A 23,060-nucleotide genomic window follows, 5' to 3' on the forward strand; every position below is an offset into this window, starting at 1 on the left:
TTCAGTGTCTCAATGCGAGCGGATGGCCACCGCTTCGAGGGGCTCAGCCTGCCAGCCGCCGCCCAGCGCCTTGAACGCGCTGACCGCCGCGCGCGCCGACTCCGTTTGCGCCTGCGCTCTCGCATCGGCCACGCGCAGCAGGCTCTCGTCCGCCTGCAACACTTCGATCAGGCTGACGACACCTCGCTGATAAGCCGCGAACGATGCCCCTCGCGCGCGACCGAGCGATGCCTCGCCCTGCGCGAGCAAAGCGGCTTGTTCTTCACGCTTGACCAGGGCGGAGAAGGCGTTCTCCACGTCTTCGGTCGCACGCAGTGCAGCGAGCCGGTAGGCTGCGAGCAACTCCGCGTCCTGCCCCTTGGCGAGTGCAATCTGCGCGTCGATGCGCCCGAAGTCGAACAGCCGCCAGCGCAGGCCGAGCAGGGCCGCAGCCTGGCTGGCGCCGCCGGTGAACAGATTGCCGCTGGCCACGGACGTGGCGCTGCCGATCGTTCCCCCCAGTGAGAGTTTCGGGTAGTACTCGGCCATGGCCACGCCAATGCGCGCGTTCGATGCCGCAAGGCGCCGCTCGGCAGCGATCAGGTCGGGCCGCCGCCGCAGCAAATCGCCGGGTGATCCGGTGGCGCCGATGCGCGGTGCGACAGGAATGACACCCCCCGCCACCAATTCGGAGCGGTGCGCGCCCGGCGTCGCGCCCAGCATCACGTCGAGCGCGTTCATGGCCGCGGCCTCGCCCGCCTCCAACACTGGCACAGATGCACGGACCTGCGCCAGGGCACCTTCGGCTTGCCTCAGTTGGAGTTCGGCGGCCAGCCCCTTGCCGTAGAGGAGGTTGATCTTCGACAGCAGGTCCTGCTGCGTGGCGACTTGCCGCCGTGCCACGTCGAGGCGGGCCTGTAGGCCGCGCAGCGTGATGTAGATGTCTGCGGTCTGCGCGGCCACGGCCAAGCGCGTGGCGGCCGCGCCGGCCTCCGATGCCTGGTAGTCGGCCAGCGCTGCCTCGCGTCCCCGGCGCAGGCCGCCGAAGATGTCCAGCTCCCAGCTTGCGCCGAGACTCGCTTCGTAGGCGTTGCCGTAGCGATCGAACCCTGGCTGCGAGTTCAGGACCTGGCCCAGTGGCGTCTCCACCGACTGGTAGGCCCTGGCGGCTTGTCCGCCGAGATTGCCCGAGGGCAGCAGCGCCGCATTCGCCGCACCGAGCCCGGCCCGGGCCTGCGTCACGCGGGCGGATGCCTGCGCAAGGTCAAGATTCTGTTTCAGCGCGAGTTCGACATAGCGGGCCAGTCGTGCATCTCCGAAGCCGGTCCACCACGCCACCAGCTCGGCGGTGGCGGTGGCGGATCGCTGGTCGAGGGCTGTCGCGCCGATGAATCGGTCCGGCAGGCTCGGGGCAGGTCGGACATAGTCAGGCCCGACAGCGCAGCCTGCGAGGAGGCTGAACAGCAGGGGCAGGGCAAGAGTACGTTGGGACATGGGTTGCTCCGGGACGGTGGACAGGAAAAGGTTTGTGACTATAATTCAATATGGTCACTTGTTGTCGTTTGTTTGTCCGGGCGGTAAGCTCTGGTCATGAGCAATGCAACTTCTTCTCCGCCTGTAGCGCGGGGGCCGGCCGATCACGACGTGCGCGCGCAGATCGTCGTCGCGGCCACCGAGCACTTCAGCCAGTACGGGTACGAGAAGACCACGGTTTCCGACCTCGCCAAGGCCATCGGCTTCTCCAAGGCGTACATCTACAAGTTCTTCGAGTCCAAGCAGGCGATTGGCGAAATGATCTGCGCGAACTGCCTGCGCGAGATCCAGGAGGGCATCCGCGTGGCGGTCGACGGGGTCGAAAGCCCGCCCGAGAAGCTGCGCCGTATGTTCAAGGCCATTGTCGATTCGGGCCTGCGCCTGTTCTTCCAGGACCGCAAGCTCTACGAGATCGCCATCTCGGCGGCCAGCGAGCGCTGGCCTTCGGCCATTGCCCATGAAGAGTGCATCCGGCAGATGCTCATCGAGCTGCTGAAGCAGGGCCGCGAGTCGGGCGACTTCGAGCGCAAGACGCCGATCGACGAGGCGGCGGCGGCCATTTATCTGGTCATGCACCCCTATATCAACCCCGTGATCCTGCAGCTCAGCGCTCATTACACGGACCAGGCGCCGGCCCAGCTGTCGGGTCTGGTGCTGCGCAGTCTGTCTCCTTGAAGATATAAATCGAATGTGACCATTGACTAAAATGGTCACTATTATCAGAATCGGGGCCCTGATCGATTCGTCTATGGGCCCCTCATGCACTCGCGCCGCTTCCTTACATCTGCACTTGTCTGCGTCTTGCCGTTTGCGCTGGCCGCCTGCGACGACAAGGCGCCGCCCGATCCGCGCACCCAGGCGCCGCTGGTGCGCGCAGCCACCGTCCAGACGGCCGCGTCGGCATCGCGCTCGTTCACCGGCACCGTGGCCGCGCGGGTTCAAAGCGACCTGGGTTTCCGCGTCTCCGGAAAGGTGCTGGAGCGCTTCGTGGACGCGGGCCAGACGGTCAAGCGCGGGCAGTTGCTCATGCGCATCGACCCGGTCGACCTGAGGTTGGCGGCGCGTGCCCAGCAGGAGGCTGTCAGCGCTGCACGGGCGCGTGCAAAGCAGGCGAGCGACGAAGAAGCGCGTTACCGCGATCTGCGCGGCACCGGCGCCATTTCCGCCTCGGCGTACGACCAGGTCAAGGCGGCGGCGGATGCGGCCCAGGCCCAGCTCGGTGCGGCCGAAGCGCAGGCCGAGGTTGCGCGCAATTCCAGTCGTTATTCGGAACTCGTTGCCGACGCGGACGGCACGGTGCTCGAGACGCTGGCCGAGCCTGGCCAGGTCGTCAACCCCGGGCAGCCGGTGGTCCGCTTGGCGCAGGCCGGGCGCAGGGAGGCCGTGGTCCAGTTGCCGGAAACGCTACGTCCGGTCATCGGCTCCGTCGGCCAGGCCACGCTGTTCGGCAGGGAAGGTGTTGCGGTGGCCGTCAAGCTCAGGCAACTCTCCGATGCAGCCGACAAGCTCACGCGCACCTTCGAGGCGCGCTACGTGCTCGATGGCGAGCTCGCCAACGCGCCCCTGGGCGCCACGGTGACAGTCCACGTAGGGGATGGCAAGGTCGTCGCGAAGAACGGTGTGCAGGTGCCCATCGGCGCCCTGTTCGACGCCGGCAAGGCGCCGGGGGTCTGGGTCATCACCGGTGATCCGGCGAAGGTGCACTGGCAGCCGGTGACGGTGGAGTCGCTGGAAGACGACCGCGCCCAGATCACGGGCGAGCTCAAGCAGGGCGATCGCGTGATCGCACTCGGCGCGCACCTGCTGCGCGAGGGTGAAGAGGTGCGCGTTGCCGGCGCGGCCGCGGCGCCTGCGGGTGGCGGAGCCCGTCCATGAGCGAAGGCCGTCTCAATCTGTCGGCGCTCGCAGTCCGTGAGCGCGCTATCACCCTGTTCCTGATCCTGCTGATCTCGCTGGCCGGCCTCGTCGCTTTCTTCAAGCTGGGGCGCGCGGAAGACCCGGCCTTCACGATCAAGGTGATGACCATCATCACGGCCTGGCCCGGCGCCACGGCGCAGGAAATGCAGGACCAGGTCGCCGAGAAGGTCGAGAAACGCCTGCAGGAACTGCGCTACTACGATCGCGCCGAAACCTACACGCGGCCCGGTCTCGCGTTCACCACGCTGACCTTGCAGGACAGCACGCCACCCTCCAAGGTGCAAGAAGAGTTCTATCAAGCACGAAAGAAGGTCGGCGACGAAGCGGGCAATCTTCCGGCGGGCGTGATTGGCCCGATGATCAACGACGAGTACGCCGACGTCACCTTCGCCCTCTTCGCACTCAAGGCCAAGGGAGAGCCGCAGCGCGTGCTGGTGCGCGATGCGGAAACGCTGCGCCAGCGGCTGCTGCACGTGCCGGGCGTGAAGAAGGTGAACATCGCCGGCGAGCAGCCCGAACGGATCTACGTCGAGTTCGCGCACGACCGGCTGGCCACACTGGGCATCGGCCCGCAGGATGTGTTCGCCGCGCTCAATGCCCAGAATGCGCTGAGCCCGGCCGGGTCGGTAGAAACCAAAGGTCCGCAGGTCTTCATTCGCCTGGACGGTGCCTTCGACACCTTGCAGAAGATCCGGGACACGCCGGTGGTCGCGCAAGGGCGCACCCTGAAGCTGTCGGACGTCGCCACGGTCAAGCGCGGCTATGAAGACCCAAGCACCTTCATGATCCGCAACGGCGGCGAACCGGCCCTGCTGATCGGCGTCGTGATGAAAGAGGGCTGGAACGGGCTCGACCTGGGCAAGTCGCTGGACGCCGAAGCCCGCGCCATCAATGCCGAACTGCCGTTGGGCCTGAGCCTGTCGAAGGTCACGGACCAGTCGGTCAACATCGCCGCATCGGTCGACGAATTCATGATGAAGTTCTTCGCGGCCTTGCTGGTCGTGATGCTGGTGAGCTTCCTGAGCATGGGCTGGCGCGCGGGCCTGGTTGTCGCTGCAGCCGTGCCGCTCACGCTGGCCGTGGTCTTCGTGGTCATGGCCGCCACCGGCAAGAACTTCGATCGCATCACGCTCGGCTCGCTGATCCTGGCGCTGGGCCTGCTGGTGGACGACGCCATCATCGCCATCGAGATGATGGTGGTGAAGATCGAAGAAGGCTACAGCCACATCGCTGCATCGGCCTATGCGTGGAGTCACACGGCGGCGCCGATGCTCTCGGGCACGCTGGTTACCGCCGTCGGCTTCATGCCCAACGGCTTTGCACCATCGACTGCGGGCGAGTACACGAGCAACATGTTCTGGATCGTCGGCATCGCGCTGATCGCCTCCTGGGTCGTCGCGGTGGTGTTCACCCCGTACCTGGGCGTGAAGCTGCTGCCGAACCTCAAGAAAATCGAAGGCGGGCACGCCGCGATCTACGACACGCCGCGCTACAACCGCCTGCGTCGCGTGCTCGAGCGCGTGATCGCACGCAAGTGGCTGGTCGCAGGCGCCGTTATCGCGCTGTTCGTGCTGTCCATCCTCGGCATGGGTGTCGTGAAGAAGCAGTTCTTCCCGATCTCCGACCGCCCCGAGGTCCTGGTCGAGGTGCAGATGCCCTATGGCACGGCCATCACGCAGACCAGCGACGCGACGGCGAAAGTCGAGGCCTGGCTGTCCAAGCAAGCCGAGGCACAGATCGTCACGTCCTACATCGGCCAGGGCGCACCGCGCTTCTTCTTCGCCATGGGCCCGGAACTGCCGGACCCGGCCTTCGCCAAGATCGTCATCCGCACAGCCAGCCAGGAAGAGCGTGACACCCTGAAGCTGCGGCTGCGCGAGGCCATCGCGCAGGGCTTGGCGCCCGAGGCGCGGCTGCGGGTGACCCAACTGGTGTTCGGCCCGTACTCGCCGTTCCCGGTGGCCTACCGTGTCACGGGGCCCGATGCAAACGAATTGCGGAAGATCGTGGCCGACGTGCGTCAGGTCATGGATGCGAGCCCGATGATGCGCACCGTCAGCACCGACTGGGGCACCCGCACGCCCGCGCTGCACTTCACCTTGAATCAGGACCGTCTGCAGGCCGTGGGCCTAAGCTCCAATGCCGTGGCGCAACAACTGCAGTTCCTCTTGAGCGGCGTGCCAGTGACGACCGTGCGCGAAGACATCCGCACCGTGCAGGTCGTCGCCCGTTCGGCGGGCGACACGCGTCTCGACCCGGCCCGCATCGCGGACTTCACGCTCGCCGGTGCCGGCGGTCAACGCATTCCGCTGTCGCAGGTCGGCCAGGTCGAGATGCGCATGGAAGAGCCGGTCATGCGGCGACGCGACCGCGTGCCCACCATCACGGTGCAGGGCGACATCGCCGACGGAACGCAGCCGCCGGACGTGTCGAACGCGATCACCAAGCAGCTGCAGCCGATCATCGAAAAGCTGCCCGCGGGCTACCGCATCGTCCAGGCCGGCTCCATCGAGGAATCGGAGAAGGCGACCGCGGCGATGCTGCCGCTGTTCCCGATCATGCTGGCGGTCACGCTTCTGATCATCATTCTCCAGGTGCGCTCGATGTCGGCGATGGTCATGGTGTTCCTTACCAGCCCGTTGGGACTGATCGGTGTGGTGCCAACTCTGCTCATCTTCCAGCAGGCATTTGGCATCAATGCGCTGGTTGGGCTCATCGCGCTGTCGGGGATTCTGATGCGCAACACGCTGATTCTGCTGGGGCAGATCCACCACAACGAGCAGGAGGGGCTGGACCCTTTCCACGCGGTGGTCGAGGCGACGGTGCAGCGAGCGCGGCCCGTGATCCTGACGGCGTTGGCGGCGATCCTCGCGTTCATTCCGCTGACGCATTCGGTGTTCTGGGGCGCATTGGCGTACACGCTGATCGGCGGCACTTTCGCGGGGACGATCCTGACACTGGTGTTCCTGCCGGCGATGTATTCGATCTGGTTCAGGATCAGGCCAGGCAACGCGACCCAGCCCGCGCACTGATGCGCTTCATCATCATTCATCAAGATCGAAGGAACCAGTCATGTCGAGTTCATCAGTCGTCGTAGTGACTGGCGCGTCCTCGGGCATCGGACGTGCCGCCGCGGAAATGTTCGTGGCGCGAGGCTGCCGGGTTTTCGGTACCGTTCGCGAGTTGCGCAAGGCACCCGCGCTGCCTGGTGTGGAGTTCATCGAAATGGACGTCCGCGACGAAGGCTCTGTCCAGAGGGGCATCGAATCCGTCATCGACCGGGCCATGCGCATCGACGTGCTGGTCAACAACGCGGGAATGATGATGATCGGCGCGGTCGAGGAAACCGCGACAGCCGAGGCTGCAGTGCTGTTCGATACCAACGTTTTCGGCATGCTCCGCACGACGCGCGCGGTGCTCCCGTACATGCGTGAAAAACGCCGCGGGCGAATCGTCAACGTGAGTTCCGTGCTCGGTGTGCTTCCGGCTCCGTACATGGGACTCTATGCGGCCACCAAGCACGCAGTGGAAGGGCTGTCGGAGTCGCTGGACCATGAAGTGCGCCAGTTCGGCATTCGTGCCACGCTGGTGCAGCCGGCCTTCACCCGGACCAACCTCGATGCCAATGCGCCTCGTGTCAAGGCGCGGATCGCGGGCTATGACCGCGAACGCGAACTGGTGACGCTCTCCGTGGCCGAGAGCGTGAGCAGTGCGCCCGAGCCGCACGGCGTGGCGAGCACCATCGTCGAGGCGGCGCTGGGCCCGTGGCGAATGCGTTGCACGCCGCCGGGGGAGGCGTCTCTGTTGACGAAATTGCGCCGCTTCATGCCGGCGGGACCGGTGGATGCGAGCCTGAGGAAAAAACTCGGGCTCGTCTGAGCACCTGTCCGAGATGCTTGTACCGAGCGTCGCCCTGACCAACAAGAAGGAGAGCATTTGTGGACAGCCTGGATCTCCTGCGCACATTCAGCGAGGTCGCCACTTCGGGGAGCTTCTCCCGCACGGCCAAGCATCTTTCGCTGTCCAAGGGCACCGTCAGCAAATACATCGCGGCACTCGAGAGCCGGTTCGGTGTCAGATTGCTGAACCGGACCAGCCATGCCGTCAGCCTGACGGACGCTGGCGCCTTGCTGCTCGAAAGAAGCAGGCCCATGCTCGAACTGGCCGACGTCACGCAAGCCGAGCTCCAGGACCGCGCGCGGATCCCCAGCGGGCGCGTGCGCATCTCGGCGCCTTACGGCATGGAACTGACCGAATTGCCGGCATTGATCAACGCCTTTCTTGGCCACTATCCGGAGGTCAGCATCAGTCTCGTGCTCACAAACCGCATGGTCGATCTTGCGGAGGAAGGCGTCGACATCGCGCTTCGCTTCGGCGCGTCAGCCAATGAGAACCTGATCGTTCGAAAACTGGTATCGATGGAGCTCACTGTCTGCGCGGCTCCCGTTTACTGGCGTAAGCATGGTGTGCCAGCTCATCCGGGCGAACTTGCGCATCACATCGCGCTGTTCAGCAGCCATCTGAATCCGCTGCCCAAGTGGCGCTTCGAAGTCGACGGTCAGCCACTCGAGGTCCCGGTCCGTGGACCGTTGGATGCGACGGAAGCCAGTCCGCTCATCCAGGCGGCGCTGCTTGGCGCAGGCGTCGTCTACTTGCCCTCGGTGATGCTCGCGCCTTACGTCGAGAGCGGGCGACTGGTGCCCGTGCTGTCGGAGTTCGTTCGCAGCGACATGTGGCTGTCCGCTGTGTACCTGGAGCGCCGGCACAGCACGGCGGTGCATCGGGCACTGCTGGATTTTCTAGTGAGCCGGTTGAAGCCTACAGGTTCGCGGATGAGGATCGACGCGCAGTGAGCTGGCAACGTGCGAAGGATGCGCGCCTCCCTGCGGGTTGTCACTGAAGCGAGCAGGATCGCGCAACCAGCTTGCTGCGGCGTGACCAGGCGCCCTGATGTCGTCCGCTGGGACGGCCACGTCGTAGTCCAAGTCCTTCGGGATCTCGAAGGTTTCGAACTCCGCGTTTCTGCGGGAGGCCTTTGATGTGGATTCCCACGCTCATTGGCCCCACTTTTCCATCGAACGCTGACCCGCTTCTGCGCACCGATGCGCAGAACCACAGGCGTGCGCGTTGGAATACAGGCGGTTCAAGCGTCAGCGAAAATGTGGGTCCACGCGTCGATGGCCGCACCGATGCCGCTAGATGCGCCGGTCACCAGTGCGCGCTTGCCGATGCGGGCGGTTGTGTATGAACTCAAGGTCGATCTCCTGGTCATGCAGAGCGGGTACAGAACGCCAAGGCCATCGGAGGCTTGCGCGTCGGCCGTGCGATGGCCTGAGTCGGCGGGGCAAGGGCCTGATCAAAGACGCTAGCGCAGGCAGGCGGCAGCTACACCACTTGCACCACGACCTTGCCCTTGGCGCGCCCACTGTCGACGTAGGCCAGTGCTTTGTGGGTGTCCTGAAATGGGAACACTTTGTCGACGACCGGGCGGATGGCGCCTGACTCGATGAGGGCGGTGATCTCTCGCAACTGCGCCCCATCGGCCCGCATGAAGACGAAGGTGTAGTGGCCCCCGTTCTTCTTTGCCTTGTTCCTGATGCTGAAACTCAACAGGCGCAGCACTTGCCTGAGCGGCCAGGCCAGTCCTCGCGCGATGGCGAACGCCGGGGTGGGCGGCCCCGAGATGGAGATGAGATGCCCGCCCGGCTTGAGAACCTGGAGGGACTTGTTCAGCTCGCCGTTGCCGAGGCTGTTCAACACCACGTCGTAGTCGCGGAGCACCGTGGCGAAATCCTGCTGCTTGTAATCGATGACGACGTCCGCGCCCAAGGCCTTCACCCAGGCGACGTTGGCCGTGCTGGTGGTCGTGGCCACGAATGCCCCGAGATGCTTGGCAAGCTGGATGGCAATGGTGCCGACGCCGCCGGAGCCGGCATGGATCAGAACCTTCTGTCCTTTTTTCAGCTTGGCGGTTTCGACCAGCACCTGCCAGGCGGTCAGGGCCACCAGAGGAACGGATGCGGCCTCGACCATGCTGAGATTCTTGGGCTTCAGCGCCAGCGACGATTCCTTGACGGCGATGAACTCGGCGAAGGTGCCGATGCGATCGTCGTCGGGGCGCGCATAGACCTCGTCGCCCGGTTTGAAGCTGCGAACGCGAGCGCCGACCCGCTCAACCGTACCGGCCAGGTCGTTGCCCAGGATCAGGGGGAAGTGGTAGGGAAGAATCAATTTGAATTCGCCGCTCTTGATCTTCGAGTCCAGGGCATTGATGCTCGCCGCGTGGATCTGGATCAGGACGTCATCGTCCCGCACCTCGGGTTCGGGCGTTTCGCCGATGCGGCCAACTTCATTCTTTCCGTAACGATCGATGATGAACGCTTTCATGGGCGACTTTTTTCCAGAGTGTTTGGTTGAATGCGCTTCGGGCAGCCCCGCCCCACAGGGGGCGGTCGGGAAAGTCGGCCTGAAGCCGGTTGCAAAAGATGCCGTCGTTCAGTCATTGAGAAAGGCCAGCGCCTTGGGCACGAATTCGCCGTGGTACTGGAAAATCCCGCCATGCCCAGCGTCTTTGTAGATGACCAGTTGCGAGCCTGGGATGCGACGCGCCATGTCATGGCTGTTCACAGTGGGCACCATGATGTCGTTGTCGCCATTCGCAATCAACACAGGGATGCGGATGCCGCCCAGATCCTGGGGCACCTGCCGGCCCCAGGCCTTGATGGCCTTCAGCTGTCGCAGGAAGGTAGGGGGCGTCGGCCCCTTGTCCCGATCCGCCTTGCGCTCCTTCAGTCGCTCCAGGAAGGCTTTCGCGGCTTGACGACCGTTGGCCGTGGAGGTGAAGAACAGAAAGGTCTTCGGATCCCGCAGCGTCAGCAGGCCTTTGACTATCAGCGGCCAGGAGACCGCTCCGACCCGTTCGATGCCTGTGCCGCCTGCCGGCCCTGTGCCGGTCAGGATGAGTCGGCGCACCAGGCCGGGGGCTTTCAGCACGATGTCCTGCGCCACGAATCCTCCGAGGGAGAAGCCAAGCAGATCAATCTTCTCGAAGCCCAGTGCGTGGACCAGCGCGATCGCATCCCGCGCCATCGCATCGATGGTCACAGGCGCTGTTCCGCCTGAAGCGCCGATCCCTCGGTAATCGATGGCGATGATGCGATGCCTGCGGGCAAGTCCATCGACGATCCGCGGGTCGAAATTGTCGAGGACCGCGCCCCAGTGGTTGAGCAGGACCAGAGGCACGCCATCGCGCGGCCCCAGGTCGCGGTACGCGAATACAGTCCCGTCGACATCGATCGAGAGGTTGGGAGCGTCGATGAAGGGCATGCGCGATCCGGTCAGGCGTTCACATCCACGATGGTGCGCCCCTGGATCTTCCCTGCGAGTACCTGGCTGGCAACGTCAGGAACCTCTGCCAATCCGATCACCTTGGTGGTCCGTGCCAGCTTGTCCAGGTCCAGGTCGCTGGCCAGACGCGACCACGCCTGCAGCCGCGCAGGCTGCGGCGCATTGACCGAGTCGATACCGGCGAGGGTGACGTTGCGCAGGATGAAGGGCAGGACGGATGCCGGCAGGTCCGCGCCCTGTGCGAGCCCGAAGGCCGCGACCACGCCGCGATACCGGGTCTGCGCCAGGACGTTTGCCAAGGTATGGCTGCCGACCGAATCGATGGCCCCGGCCCATCGCTCCTTGGCGATCGGTGCGCCCGCTTCGGACAGGGTGTGACGGTCGATGATGTCCGCCGCGCCCAGCGCACGCAGGTAATCGGATTCCTCGAGACGCCCGGTCGACGCGATCACGCGATAGCCCAGGCTCGACAGCAGCGCGATCGCCACGGAGCCGGCGCCGCCATTGGCGCCCGTCACCAGGATGTCGCCGTGCTTGGGCGTCAGGCCACCATGCTCGAGCGCGAGCACCGACAGCATGGCGGTGTACCCGGCGGTGCCGACGGCCATGGCATCCCGGGTCGAAAACACCTCGGGAACCTTGACCAGCCAATCACCGCTCACCCGCGCCTTTTGCGCAAAGCCGCCGTGGTGCGTCTGGCTCAGTCCCCAGCCGTTGGCCAGCACACGGTCGCCGGCTGCGATGCCGGGATAAGTCGACGACTCGACGACACCGGCAAAGTCGATGCCCGGAATCAGCGGAAACTGGCGAATGACCGGTGACCGGCCACTGAGCGCCATCGCGTCCTTGTAGTTCACCGTCGAGTACTCGACCGCGACGGTGACGTCGCCCGGCATCAGGTCCTCTTCCTTGAAGTCGACCAGGCTGCTTGAAATGGTGTCGCCGGTCTTGCTGGCGAGCAGTGCCTTGAATGTCATGTGCTGTTCCTTCCGTTCTGGAGTTTTTTTCCGTATCAGGCGGCGGTGCGATAACGCTCCGCCACGTGCGCCTGCCGAATGTCCGCGACCAGGGCCTGACGTGCCGTGTTCAGCACCTCCCAGCGCGCGGCATCGTGCAACGGCGGGATGGTCACGAGTTCACGGCGGTCGAATCCGGTCAGCGCGGCATCCACCAGCTCTTCTACGCCCATCAGGTCGGGCATCGCACGGGTATCGATGCCCGCGCGCTCCCAGATCTCGGTGCGGGTGCCGGCCGGCAACACCGCCTGCACGTAGACGCCCTTGGGCGCGAGCTCCAGGCTCAACCCCTGGGACAGGAACAGCACGAAGGCCTTGGTCGCGCCGTAGACCGACATGCCGAACTCGGGCGCCAGGCCGACCACCGAGCCGATGTTGACGATCGCGCCTTTGCCGGCCTGCACCAGGCGCGGGGCGATGGCGCTCGCCAGCCTCACGAGTGCGGTGGTGTTGAGGCTGACCAAGCGGGCGACATCGTCTGTCGACTGGTCGATGAACGGGCCGGACAGTGCGGCCCCGGCGTTGTTGATCAGGGTCTCGATCCTGGCGTCCTCGCGCAGTCGCGTCTCGACGGCGGCCAGGTCGCCGGGTTGGGTCAGATCGGCCGCAAGGATATCGACGGCAGCGCCGGTTTCCTCACGCAGGCGCGCCGCGAGCGTTTCCAGCCGCGCCTTGTCGCGCGCCACCAGCACGAGGTCGTGGCCGCGGCGTGCGAAGCGGTCGGCATAGATGGCGCCAATGCCGGTCGAGGCGCCCGTGATGAGAACAGTGGAATGAGAGGTCATGTGTTTTGCTCGTGATCGAAAGGGTGAGTCCATGCCGCGATATGCAGCGTGGAAAAACGACTACCGGACGCTGGAATCAGCGAGGGTCGGATAGTCGATGTAGCCTTTGGCGCCACCGCCATACAGCGTGGTGGGGTCCAGCGCGGCGAGGGGTGCGCCGATCTCCAGCCTTTCGACCAGATCGGGGTTGCTGATGAAGGGGCGGCCGAAGACGAACAGGTCGGCCTTGTCCTCGATCAGGCGGGCGTTGGCCAGTTCGAGGTCATACCCGTTGTTGGCCAGGTAGGTGTTCTTGAAGCGAGTGCGCAAGGCGTCGAAATCGAACGGTGCGGCATCGCGCGGACCCCCGGTGGCGCCTTCGACCACATGCAGGTAGACGATGCCCATCGCATTGAGTTGCTCGGCGATGTAGTCGTACTGCGACTGCGGATCGCTGGACGAAATGGCGCCGGCCGACGACACCGGCGAGAGGCGCACACCGGTGCGCTCGGCACCGATTTCCTTCGCCACGGCGGCCGTGACTTCGAGCAACAGGCGCGCGCGGTTCTCGATGGAGCCGCCGTACGCGTCGGTCCGGGTGTTGGCACCGTCCTTGATGAACTGCTCCAGCAGGTAGCCGTTGGCACCGTGGACCTCGACGCCGTCGAACCCCGCAGTGATTGCATGGGCCGCAGCCTGGCGGAAATCCTCGACGATGCCTGGAATCTCATCCAGGGTCAGGGCACGTGGCTCGGAGACGTCATGAAAACCGTTGTTGACGAAGGTCTTGGTCGCGGCGCGGATGGGGGAGGGGGCCACCGGCGCGGTGCCACCAGGGCGCAGGTCGACGTGGGAGATACGGCCCACGTGCCACAACTGCACGAAGATCCGCCCGCCCTTGGCGTGAACGGCGTCGGTCACCTTGCGCCAGCCGTCGATCTGCTGCGGCGTGTACAGACCCGGGGTGTCCTGGTAGCCCTGGGCATCGGCCGAGATCTGGGTGGCCTCGGTGATGATCAGGCCCGCCGAGGCGCGCTGACCGTAGTAGGTGGCGGCGTACTCGCTGGGCACCAGACCCGCGCCTGCCCGATTGCGCGTCAGCGGCGCCATCACGATGCGGTTGGACAGTTGGAGTGAGCCAAGTGTGTAGGGCTCGAAGAGCGTCTTGTCAGTCATGCTTGTTTGCTGTGTCGTCGTTGATCGGGCGGGGACGGGATGCGCTACGGCATCACTCCTCGAGGAACTGGATCGCGTGTTGCAGGAAGCGCTCGGGATACTGGAACTGCGCGCCGTGTCCGGCGTCGGGATAGATCAACAGCTGCGCGTTGGGAATGTTCTGCGACAGATGCCAGGAGTTGATCGTGGGAATCATGATGTCGTCGACGCCGTTGAGCACCAGGGTCGGCTGCGTGACGGCGTTCAGGAAGGCATAGGGGTTCGCACCCGGCAGCGGCTGCAGGTAGGCGGCGTGCGCCTCGGCTTGGGCTTGAGCGACGGCCATCGAGCTGGGCGGGTCCTGGTCGGCGCGCTGGTGGCGGCGCTCCCAGAAGGCCAGACCCGCCTGCTTGGCAGCTTCCGAGCGGCCGAAGAACAGGTAGAGAAAGTCATCCGCGGTCGGCACGGGGTTCGGCGCGACCTCCAACACCCTGGGCTCCATCTTCGGATCGCCGCCGCGCAGTCCGGTGCCGAGCAGGACAAGCTTTCGAACCAGTTGCGGGTGACGCAGCACGACCTCCTGCACCTGGAAGCCCCCGATCGAGAAACCAAGCAGATCGACCTGGGACAGACCCAGCGCCCGGATCACCAGGGCGATGTCGTCCGCCATGTCTTCGATCCGGTTGCGGGGCGTGCCGGTCGAGGAGGCAATGCCGCGACCGTTGTAAAGGATGACCTCGCGGCCTGCGGCCAGACCATCGGTCAACAGGGGATCCCAGTGGTCCAGGCCGCCGCGGAAATGTTGGACGAAGAACAGAGGGGGCTGTCCGCTGGAGGTGTTGCCCCAGCGGCGATAGGCGAATTTTTCGCCATCCACTTCGACGAAGCGGGTGGGTGCGGTCAGGTGGGTATCGCTCATTTTCGGAAGCCTTCCAAGGTAAGTCGGGTTAATGATGTCAATCATCATCTTTGATGTCAAGGACTTTGATGATGATCGACATCAATGTATATTCATGGCTTCACCGATGGCACATCTAGAGAGGTCCTGGACATGAAGGTCACCAAGGCGCAGGCACAGGCGAACCGGGCGCACATCGTCGAGACGGCCTCCACGCTGTTTCGCGAGCGTGGTTACGACGGGGTGGGGATTGCGGACTTGATGGCGTTCGCAGGCTTTACCCACGGCGGGTTCTATAAGCACTTCGAATCCAAGGCCGACCTGATGGCGCAAGCCGCGACCTGCGGTTTTGCGCAGACGGCCGCCAAGGCCGAAGGCGTCGATGCGATGGCATTTGTCCATCACTATCTGTCCCGTGAACACCGAGATGCACCGGGTGACGGTTGCACGATGGCCGCCCTGTGCGCAGATGCTGCGCGCCAACCGGAGTCGATCAAGACGGCGTTTGCGACCGGCATTGAAAACCTGCTGGTGACCCTGGGAAACCAGTTCGACGCGCCAGAGGAGGACGATCAGGGCGGCGACGCACGCGCCAGGCGGATCGACCTCATTGCGCAGGCAGTCGGTGCCATCGTGCTGTCGCGGGCGTGTCCTGACGACTCGCCACTGGCCGATGAAATTCTGGATGTCTGCCGCAGCGCCGTCCTGTCGAGGCTTTCCTCGATGACGCCTGGCGCTTCCGGTTCCCAGAGCACCTAGTCGCACAACTTCCGCGACAGCCCACGACAGAGGTCGGCGGCATCTCATTGCTGCAGACGCTGCGGGTCCCCCGAGGCCGCATCCTGCACAGCGCGAAACGCGCTTATAAAGAGCTCGCCCCACCACTGATTCTTGAGCGAGTGCGTATGAAGTCTGCAGGCTTGAAGGGAACCGTGTCCATTGAACTGGTGCACGAGGCGATCCACGCCGCGGCGCTGAGAAACATGGACATCAGCAGCGTCCTCGAAAGCGCCAAGATTGATCGTGAGCTGTTGAACGCGCCGCGTGCGCGCATCTCGGCGGCGGCGTATTCGCAGATGTGGGTGGCGCTGGCCGACCTGATGGACGACGAGTTCTTCGGCCTCGACAGCCACGGGCTTCGCCGCGGCAGCTATGCGCTGATGACGCGCGCCGCCGTCAACGCCGACAACCTGGCGCACGCGCTGCGCCGCATCCTGAGGTTCCTCCACGCCACATTGGACGATTTCCGCGGCGAGCTGGTCTGCGACGGCGACGAGGCGCGCGTCGTGCTGCATGACGGCGGCGTGCTGCGCCGGTTGTTCGGCTACGGCACCTGGTTCATCCTCGTTCATGGCCTGGCGTGCTGGCTCGTGCACCGGCGCATTCCCCTGCGCGAGATGCAGTTCCGGTGCCCGCCGCCCGGCGACGACAGCCACTACCGCACGCGCTTCTGCGAGAACGTGAAGTTCAACGGCGAGACCACGCACATCAGCTTCGCCAGCGATCTGCTGGACCTGAAGATCGCGGAGTCGCCCGCCACGGTCGACAACTTCCTGAGGGAAGCGCCGGCCAACCTGCTGGTCAAGTACCGCAACGATGCAAGCACCAGCGCCCAGGTGCGCAACAGGTTGCGCAGCCAGATGCCCGAGGCGTGGCCCGAACTCGAAAAGCTCGCACAGGAACTCTGCGTTTCCGGCACCACGCTGCAACGCCGCTTGCAGCAGGAGGGCGTGAGCTACCAGCGCGTGAAGGACGACCTGCGGCGCGACATCGCCATCGACCTCTTGTCGAGTGCGTCGCTGACGGTGGCCGAAGTCGCCGCGCGCACCGGCTTCCAGGAAACCAGCGCCTTCCATCGCGCCTTCAAGAAATGGACAGGCGTCAGTCCCGGCGCCTATCGCTCGTCCGCGCCCGCGCCGGAATAGGCCGAAGCGCCGGCGCTCGCCGACGCTGGCGGGGGATGCCGGCATGTCCGAACGCCCCATCCAGATCGAGACGCGCGGGCATGGAAGCGTGCCGCCTGCAGAACTAACCTCCCGTCGACATCGCATCTCGCGACAGATCAAACGACAGGAGACGAAAACATGCAGCAGGCCGGCAAGCAGGTCGATATTCACGCGTTGGCGGGGCACTCCCGGTTCAACGGCTTTCACGGGCTCGTGCTCTGGTGGTGCGTGTTGATCCTGGTCATCGACGGCTATGACCTGGCGGTCGTGGGCGCCGCGCTGCCATCGATCATGAAAGACATGGGCGTCGACGCCACGAGCGCCGGCGTCATGGCCGGGTCGGCGTTGTTCGGAACCATGCTGGGCGCGATCTTCCTGGGCACCCTGGCAGACCGCATCGGCCGCCCTCGCATGATCGCGGTGTGCGTGGCGCTCTTCAGTGTCTTCACGGCGCTGACCGGGCTGGCCACCGAACCCATCGGCTTCAGCGTCGCCCGCTTCATCGCGGGCCTCGGCATCGGCGGGGTGTTGCCCATCGTGACCGCGCAGATGGGCGAGTTCGCACCGGCGAAGCTGCGTACGCGCCTGGTGACGATGGTTTTCGCGGGCTACTCCGTGGGCGGCATTCTGGTCGCGCTCACCGCCAAGCAGCTCATCGAGAGCCATGGATGGCAATGGGTGTTCTATGTGGCCGGCCTGCCCGTGCTGCTGATTCCACTCATTCTGAAAACGATGCCCGAATCGCTGTCGTTTCTCCTCAAGAAGGGTGACCAGCGGCAGCTCGGCGAGATCGCGGCCAAGCTCGCGCCGGAGCAGCCGAACGCAGCCGGCACCGTGTATGTCGGCGCGTCCAGCGACCGCCTGCACGACGCGCCGGTGCGAACCCTGTTCGATGCCGGACGCGCGTTCAGCACCGTGATGATCTGGGTGGCCTTCATGACGGGGCTGTTCATGGTCTACGCGCTGAACTCCTGGCTGACCAAGCTCATGGCCATGGCGGGATACAGCCTGGGCTCGGCCCTGAACTTCGTGATCGTCTTCAACGTCGGTGCGATCGTGGGCGCAATCGGCGGCGGCCTGCTGAGCGACAAGTTCAACATCAAGCATGTGCTGGTGGCGTTCTACGTGGTCGGAGCTGCGTCGCTGGCCGCGCTCGCGTACACGAAATCGACCGAGCTGCTGTTCGTCGCCGTGTTCGTGGTGGGCGCGTCCACGCTCGGAACGCAACTGCTGGCCTATGCCTACGCCGGCGATTTCTATCCACCGGCCGTGCGTTCGACGGGTGTCGGCTTTGCCTCGGGTGTCGGCCGCATCGGCGCCATTGCCGCGCCGATCCTGATCGGCTGGCTCGTGTCGCTGAGCCTGCCCATCGAGCAGAACTTCATGGCGATCGCCCTGGCCGGCGTCATCGGCGCGGCAGCGGTGTCGTTCGTGAACCAGTCGCGCGCCGCGTCGACCCAGGCCAAGGCCGCGCGCGCGGCCACCGGCGAAGTGGGCCGTGTGGGCGGGGCGATTCGCCCGGCTTCGAAATAGCAAGGAAACCTCAATGAACCGAATGATGGCGCCACCGCTGGAGGCACACGCGCTGCAAGGAGCGGTCGACTGGGCCATTGCCACCCGGCGCAGCGTCAGGGCGTTCTTGCCCCGGCCGGTGCCCCGGGAAGAGGTCGAGGCGATCCTCTCGACGGCGCGCTACAGCGCCTCCGGCATGAACATGCAGCCCTGGCATGTGCATGTGCTGACGGGGCCTGCCAAGGCCCGTCTGTCGGCGGCGATTGCCGTGCTCGACGACGATCCCGGCCGGTCGGGCGAGCTGCTCGAGCCCTACGACTACTACCCGCGCGAATGGTGTTCTCCCTACCTGGAACGGCGCCGCAAGGTCGGCTGGGACCTCTACGGATTGCTCGGCATCGCCAAGGGCGACAAGCAGCGCATGCACCTGCAGCACGGTCGCAACTACCGCTTCTTCGATGCGCCCGTGGGCCTGTTCTTCACGGTGGACCGCGAACTCGAGGAGGGCAGCCTGCTGGACTACGGCATGTTCCTGCAGAGCGTGATGGTGGCCGCGCGCGGCCGCAACCTCCACACCTGCCCGCAGGCCGCGTTCCTGAAATTCCATCGCCAGATCGCGGACCTGCTGGACATTCCCGCCGGCCAGATGCTGGTCTGCGGCATGAGCCTGGGCTACGCCGACACCTCGTCGGTCGAGAACTCGCTCGTCACCGAGCGCGAGCCAGTCTCCGCGTTTACGACCTTCCACGACACCTCCAAGGAGACCACCGCATGAGCGCGCCATCCTATGCACGGGGCCTCGAACGCTGCGCGGCAAATCATGTGCCGCTCACGCCGCTGGGCTTTCTCGACCGCGCGGCGCTCGCGCATCCGAACCGCGTGGCGGTGGTGCACGGCGAGCTGACGCGAACCTGGGCGCAGACGCGCGAGCGCTGTCATCGCCTGGCGTCCGCGCTGGCGATGCGAGGCATCGAACCGGGCGACACCGTCTCGGTGCTCGCGCCCAACACGCCGGCCATGCTGGAGGCCCACTTCGGCATTCCGCTGGCCGGCGCGGTGCTCAACGCAATCAACCATCGCCTGGATGCCGAAGGCATCGCGTTCATCCTGCGCCACGGCGAGTGCAAATTGCTGATGGTCGATCGCGAGTTCGCCGCCACGGTGGCCGCAGCGCTGAAGCTGCTCGACCGTGCGCCTGCGGTCATTGACATCAACGACCACCTCGCACCACCCGGCGAACCCATCGGCGAGACCGACTACGAATCGCTGCTGGCGAACGGAGACCCGGACTTTGCCGGTCGCTGGCCCAGCGACGAGTGGCAACCCATCGCCCTGAACTACACCTCCGGCACGACCGGAGACCCCAAGGGCGTGGTCGCCAGCCATCGCGGCACCTACCTCATGAGCCTGCTGCAGATCACGAACTGGGCGATGCCACGGGCGCCGAAGTACCTGTGGACCTTGCCCATGTTCCACGCGAACGGATGGTGCTTCACCTGGGCCGTGACTGCGGCGGCGGGCACCCATGTCTGCCTGCGCCGGGTGTCTGCCGACGCCGTGCTGGAGGCCATCGAGCGCCATCAGATCGATCACCTCTGCGCAGCGCCGGTCGTGATGGCGATGCTCGCGGACGCGGCGAAAGACACCCGGCTGCCGCGCCCCGTGCGCGTGCTGACGGCCGGCTCACCGCCGCCGCTCGCCGTGCTGAACGCGGTGCTGGCAATGGGCTTCGACGTGGAGCACGTCTTCGGAATCACGGAGGTTTCCGGCACGCCGGTGAGTTGCGTGTGGCAGGACGGCTGGGACGACCTAGCGCCCGCCGAGCAGGGGGCGCTGCGCGTGCGCCAGGGCGTGCGCGCCGCCATGTTCGAAGGCCTCATGGTCGGCGATGCCGACACCCTCGAACCCGTCGTGCCCGACGGCAAATCGGCGGGCGAGCTCATGCTGCGCGGCAACACCGTGATGATGGGCTACTTCAAGAACGAGGCGGCAACGCGCAAGGCGCTCGCCGACGGCTGGTTCCGCACCGGTGACGTCGCGGTCCTGCATGCCAACGGGTATGCGCAGATCACCGACCGGTCGAAGGACGTGATCATCTCGGGCGGCGAGAACATCTCGTCGGTCGAAATCGAAGACGTCATCCATGGACACCCGGCGGTGCTGCATGCCGCCGTGGTGGCGCAGCCCGACCCCAAGTGGGGCGAGGTGCCGTGCGTGTTCATCGAGCTGAAGGCCGGTGTCGCCGCGCCCACCGAGCAAGAGATCATTGCGTTCTGCCGCGAGCGGCTGGCGCACTTCAAGTGTCCGCGCCGCGTGATCTTCATCCCCTTGCCGAAGACGGCCACGGGAAAGATCCAGAAGTTCCGCTTGCGCCAGCAGGCCGGAAGCCAGGACGCCATCACCCGGCTCGCGAGCCATGGTTGAGTGCGAAGCGGCCGCGGCCCTGGGGCCTGTCGGGCCCGGCTATCGCTTCTCGCGACCCCACACCTTCGACGAAGCGCAAGTGCGTGCCTTCGCGCTGGCCGCGGGAGACGAGAACCCGCTGCACCACGATGCCGCGTTTGCACAGGGCACGCGCTTCGGCGGCTTGATCGCCAGTGCGACCCACACCACCTCGCTGCTGATGGGGCTGACCGCCAGTCACTTCGCTACGAGGGGGAAGGTGCTGGGCATGAACTTCTCGGTCGACCTGCTGCGTCCCGTACGGGCGAGCGAGACGGTACTCATCGAGTGGCGCGTGACGTCGATAGCCGCGCATTCGAAGGGCGGCTGCGTTCTCGAATTGCAAGGTGCGATCAAGAGCGCAGACGACAGGACCAGCGTGCTCGCGCAGGGCACGGTGCTTTTCACGCCCGCCGCATGAGTGCTTTCCGCGCCAGCGTGCGCGTTCACGGGGGCATTGCCCCAACAAGGAGACAAAAGATGAAGATGGCCCCTCTCACATGCCGACGCGACACCCACCGGCGCATCACCTCGTGGTCCGTGGTGGCTGCTGCGGCGCTGCTTGCTTCCTGCGGCGGCAGCGGCAGCGGTGGTGGCAACTCGCCACCCGCGCTGTTCCCGTCCGCCGCCGGAAGCGCGCAGGCCGCGTGCAACAGCTTCCTGAGCCGGGCCTTCGAAGGCGCCACGATCACGCAGGCGACGCTGACGCCCCAGACAGACACCACGCCGGAGACCTGCACCGTGCGCGGCGAGATGCCGCCGGAACTCGCCTTCGAAGTCAAGCTGCCCAGCAGCTGGAACCAGCGTGTCCTGTTCATCGGCGGCGGCGGCTTCGACGGCGCCATCTACCCCAGTGCCTACAGCCCTGGCGTCGCGGAAAGCGGCTACGCGACCATCGCGACGAACCATGGACACGATGCGGCCAAGCATCCCAATGGCTCCTTCGCTATGGACCCCCAGTTGCTTCAGGACTACGCAGACGGTGCCGTGCCCAAGGTGCTTGCATCGGCGAAGGCCGTGCTCCGCTCGCGCTATGGCGAATCGGTCGGCCGCTCGAAGTTTGTCTACGAGGGCTGTTCGGGCGGTGGGCGTCAGGCGTTGATCCAGGCGCAACGGCATCCCGATCTGTTCGACGGCGTGATTGCGCGCGCCCCGGCCAATGCCTACACGGGCCAGTTCCTCTGGTATCAAAAAATACTCAAGCAGCTGGCCCAGCCCGAGGCGGGCCTGAGCATCCCGAAGGTCAAGACCCTCGCGAACTTCATGCAGTCCCAATGCGATGCACTCGACGGCCTGAAGGACGGCATCATCAGCCACCCCGAGGCCTGCAAGCCCGATCTGGCCAAGCTCCGATGCACGGGCGCCGACGCAGACTCTTGCCTGACCGACGCGCAGCTGGCGTCCGCCAAGGTCCTGTACGAGCCCACCGATGTGGCGGGTGGTCGCTACACATGGCCGGCCTTTCCCTATGTCGGCGGCGAGACCGCCGACGACGCATCGTGGCAGGCCATCGGAGGCACCACGTTTCAGATTCTCGGCGGCGACTACATGAAGTACTTCGTGGCGCAAGACCCGTCCGCAGACCCGCTGAACGTCGACCCGCTGCAATACACGAACCGACTCGACCACCTCGCCCGATTGATCGATGCAGTCAACCCCGACCTGAGCGGGTTCCAGGCCCGCAACGGCAAGATGCTGCTCATGCACGGCACCACCGACTGGCTGATCACGCAGAACAACACCACGGACTACTACCGCAAGGTCGTCGCCGCAGCGGGCGGGCAGGCCGCGGCCGACCGGTTCGTCGAGTACTACGTGCTGGCAGGCAACGACCACTGCGCCGCCACGCCGGCAGGCGGCAAGGGCCCGGACAGCGTCGACCTCGTCACCCCGATGTTCGACTGGATCGAAACCGGCACCCATCCCAGCGCCCGCGAGATCGTGGCCACGCGCAGCGTCGAGCCGGGCAAGGGCATGCAGCGGCCGATGTGCAGGCACCCGCAGTTTCCAAAGTACAACGGCACCGGCGATCCCGACGCGGCGTCCAGCTTCACCTGCACGTCACCTAGCTAGGCGTCGTGGCGCTGTGTACGCAGCAGTGTTGGCACAGGCGGATCTGTGAAGGCATTCGCGAAGAGAACGCGCGTCGCCCGTTCTGGGTGGCGCGGGAAGGATTCGACACGCGCTGATGCATTCAATGGATACGGTGTCCTCCTGCTGGTTTCTCGCACCCTCTGGCCGCCGAAGCGCGCAACTTCGGCGGGCGGCGAGGGCATGCGTCGCGGCGTACTGACCCTACCTACGAAGCCCGATCTGGACTGAGCCCCGCAGCGATTCACACTGCCTTGGTTGTCGGGTATTGGCCTCGTTGCAGACATCGATTGTTCCGATCCCGACTAGGGCAATCGCTGCATAGCCGCCCTTGGGGTATACCCCCTTCAAATGGGTTGCCGACGTTCGAGAGGCTCGGCTTGAGAGGAGCTGTCCGTCAAAAACGAGCCGCTCCCCATTTGCGCGCGGCACGCCTGCCCATTGTTCCCGCGGTAGCGGG

19 protein-coding genes are annotated in these 23,060 nt (G+C 65.5%); 12 read left to right on the forward strand and 7 right to left on the reverse strand.

Translation table 11 applies throughout. The features are described from left to right. Positions 1–9 precede the first annotated feature (9 nt). A complete protein-coding gene (locus tag AC1RGU_RS12195; RefSeq protein WP_492699170.1) occupies positions 10–1,473 on the reverse strand; it encodes an efflux transporter outer membrane subunit in 1,464 nt (487 codons plus the stop codon). A gap of 96 nt (positions 1,474–1,569) precedes the next feature. On the opposite strand from AC1RGU_RS12195, the gene AC1RGU_RS12200 reads away from it, so the two are divergent. The 5 genes from AC1RGU_RS12200 (at position 1,570) to AC1RGU_RS12220 (ending at position 8,282) form a co-directional block, all read left to right on the forward strand. Next, complete coding sequence (locus AC1RGU_RS12200; RefSeq protein WP_139701802.1) at positions 1,570–2,187, forward strand: TetR/AcrR family transcriptional regulator; 618 nt, start codon at positions 1,570–1,572, stop codon at positions 2,185–2,187. Between the two features lie 84 nt (positions 2,188–2,271). Beyond that, on the forward strand, positions 2,272–3,387 hold the full coding sequence (locus AC1RGU_RS12205) for an efflux RND transporter periplasmic adaptor subunit (protein WP_492699171.1): 1,116 nt from the start codon (positions 2,272–2,274) through the stop codon (positions 3,385–3,387). Further along, on the forward strand, positions 3,384–6,461 hold the full coding sequence (locus tag AC1RGU_RS12210; RefSeq protein ID WP_492699173.1) for an efflux RND transporter permease subunit: 3,078 nt from the start codon (positions 3,384–3,386) through the stop codon (positions 6,459–6,461). Before AC1RGU_RS12205 ends, AC1RGU_RS12210 begins: the two co-directional genes overlap by 4 nt. A 40-nt stretch (positions 6,462–6,501) precedes the next feature. Then, entirely contained in the window at positions 6,502–7,308 is an 807-nt protein-coding gene (locus AC1RGU_RS12215) for an oxidoreductase (protein ID WP_070059262.1), read from the forward strand. Between the two features lie 59 nt (positions 7,309–7,367). Next, a complete protein-coding gene (locus AC1RGU_RS12220; protein ID WP_070059261.1) occupies positions 7,368–8,282 on the forward strand; it encodes a LysR family transcriptional regulator in 915 nt (304 codons plus the stop codon). A gap of 532 nt (positions 8,283–8,814) precedes the next feature. Here AC1RGU_RS12220 and AC1RGU_RS12225 read toward each other — a convergent pair. The 6 genes from AC1RGU_RS12225 to AC1RGU_RS12250 form a co-directional block, all read right to left on the reverse strand. Continuing rightward, complete coding sequence (locus AC1RGU_RS12225; protein WP_070059260.1) at positions 8,815–9,816, reverse strand: NADP-dependent oxidoreductase; 1,002 nt, start codon at positions 9,814–9,816, stop codon at positions 8,815–8,817. 108 nt (positions 9,817–9,924) lie between these two features. Beyond that, positions 9,925–10,755, reverse strand: coding sequence for an alpha/beta fold hydrolase (locus AC1RGU_RS12230; RefSeq protein ID WP_492699175.1), 831 nt, complete (start codon positions 10,753–10,755; stop codon positions 9,925–9,927). Positions 10,756–10,766: 11 nt separating this feature from the next. Further along, complete coding sequence (acuI, locus tag AC1RGU_RS12235; protein ID WP_492699177.1) at positions 10,767–11,753, reverse strand: acrylyl-CoA reductase (NADPH); 987 nt, start codon at positions 11,751–11,753, stop codon at positions 10,767–10,769. A gap of 35 nt (positions 11,754–11,788) precedes the next feature. Then, positions 11,789–12,577 carry an SDR family NAD(P)-dependent oxidoreductase gene (locus AC1RGU_RS12240; RefSeq protein ID WP_070059257.1) on the reverse strand — a complete coding sequence of 263 codons (789 nt, stop codon included), beginning with the start codon at positions 12,575–12,577 and terminating at the stop codon, positions 11,789–11,791. Between the two features lie 60 nt (positions 12,578–12,637). Next, complete coding sequence (locus AC1RGU_RS12245) at positions 12,638–13,732, reverse strand: alkene reductase (protein ID WP_139701796.1); 1,095 nt, start codon at positions 13,730–13,732, stop codon at positions 12,638–12,640. 52 nt (positions 13,733–13,784) lie between these two features. After that, a complete protein-coding gene (locus AC1RGU_RS12250; RefSeq protein WP_070059256.1) occupies positions 13,785–14,630 on the reverse strand; it encodes an alpha/beta fold hydrolase in 846 nt (281 codons plus the stop codon). A gap of 132 nt (positions 14,631–14,762) precedes the next feature. Between AC1RGU_RS12250 and AC1RGU_RS12255 the strand changes: the two genes are divergently transcribed. The 7 genes from AC1RGU_RS12255 (at position 14,763) to AC1RGU_RS12285 (ending at position 22,582) form a co-directional block, all read left to right on the forward strand. Continuing rightward, entirely contained in the window at positions 14,763–15,368 is a 606-nt protein-coding gene (locus AC1RGU_RS12255) for a TetR/AcrR family transcriptional regulator (RefSeq protein ID WP_095747520.1), read from the forward strand. Between the two features lie 146 nt (positions 15,369–15,514). After that, a complete protein-coding gene (locus AC1RGU_RS12260; RefSeq protein ID WP_492699324.1) occupies positions 15,515–16,534 on the forward strand; it encodes an AraC family transcriptional regulator in 1,020 nt (339 codons plus the stop codon). 159 nt (positions 16,535–16,693) lie between these two features. Further along, complete coding sequence (locus AC1RGU_RS12265) at positions 16,694–18,088, forward strand: MFS transporter (protein WP_159270787.1); 1,395 nt, start codon at positions 16,694–16,696, stop codon at positions 18,086–18,088. A gap of 13 nt (positions 18,089–18,101) precedes the next feature. After that, entirely contained in the window at positions 18,102–18,842 is a 741-nt protein-coding gene (locus tag AC1RGU_RS12270) for a nitroreductase (protein WP_159270788.1), read from the forward strand. Further along, the gene (locus tag AC1RGU_RS12275) at positions 18,839–20,491 is read left to right on the forward strand and encodes an AMP-binding protein (RefSeq protein ID WP_492699180.1); all 1,653 of its coding nucleotides are present in this window, start codon (positions 18,839–18,841) and stop codon (positions 20,489–20,491) included. Before AC1RGU_RS12270 ends, AC1RGU_RS12275 begins: the two co-directional genes overlap by 4 nt. Continuing rightward, a complete protein-coding gene (locus AC1RGU_RS12280; RefSeq protein ID WP_492699182.1) occupies positions 20,484–20,930 on the forward strand; it encodes a MaoC family dehydratase in 447 nt (148 codons plus the stop codon). The genes AC1RGU_RS12275 and AC1RGU_RS12280 overlap by 8 nt, the downstream gene beginning before the upstream one ends. 59 nt (positions 20,931–20,989) lie before the next feature. Then, positions 20,990–22,582: a tannase/feruloyl esterase family alpha/beta hydrolase gene (locus AC1RGU_RS12285; RefSeq protein ID WP_159270790.1), complete on the forward strand. Its 1,593-nt coding sequence runs from the start codon at positions 20,990–20,992 to the stop codon at positions 22,580–22,582. Positions 22,583–23,060 lie beyond the last annotated feature (478 nt).

This window comes from Variovorax sp. GW823-FHT02B07 (assembly GCF_058797695.1).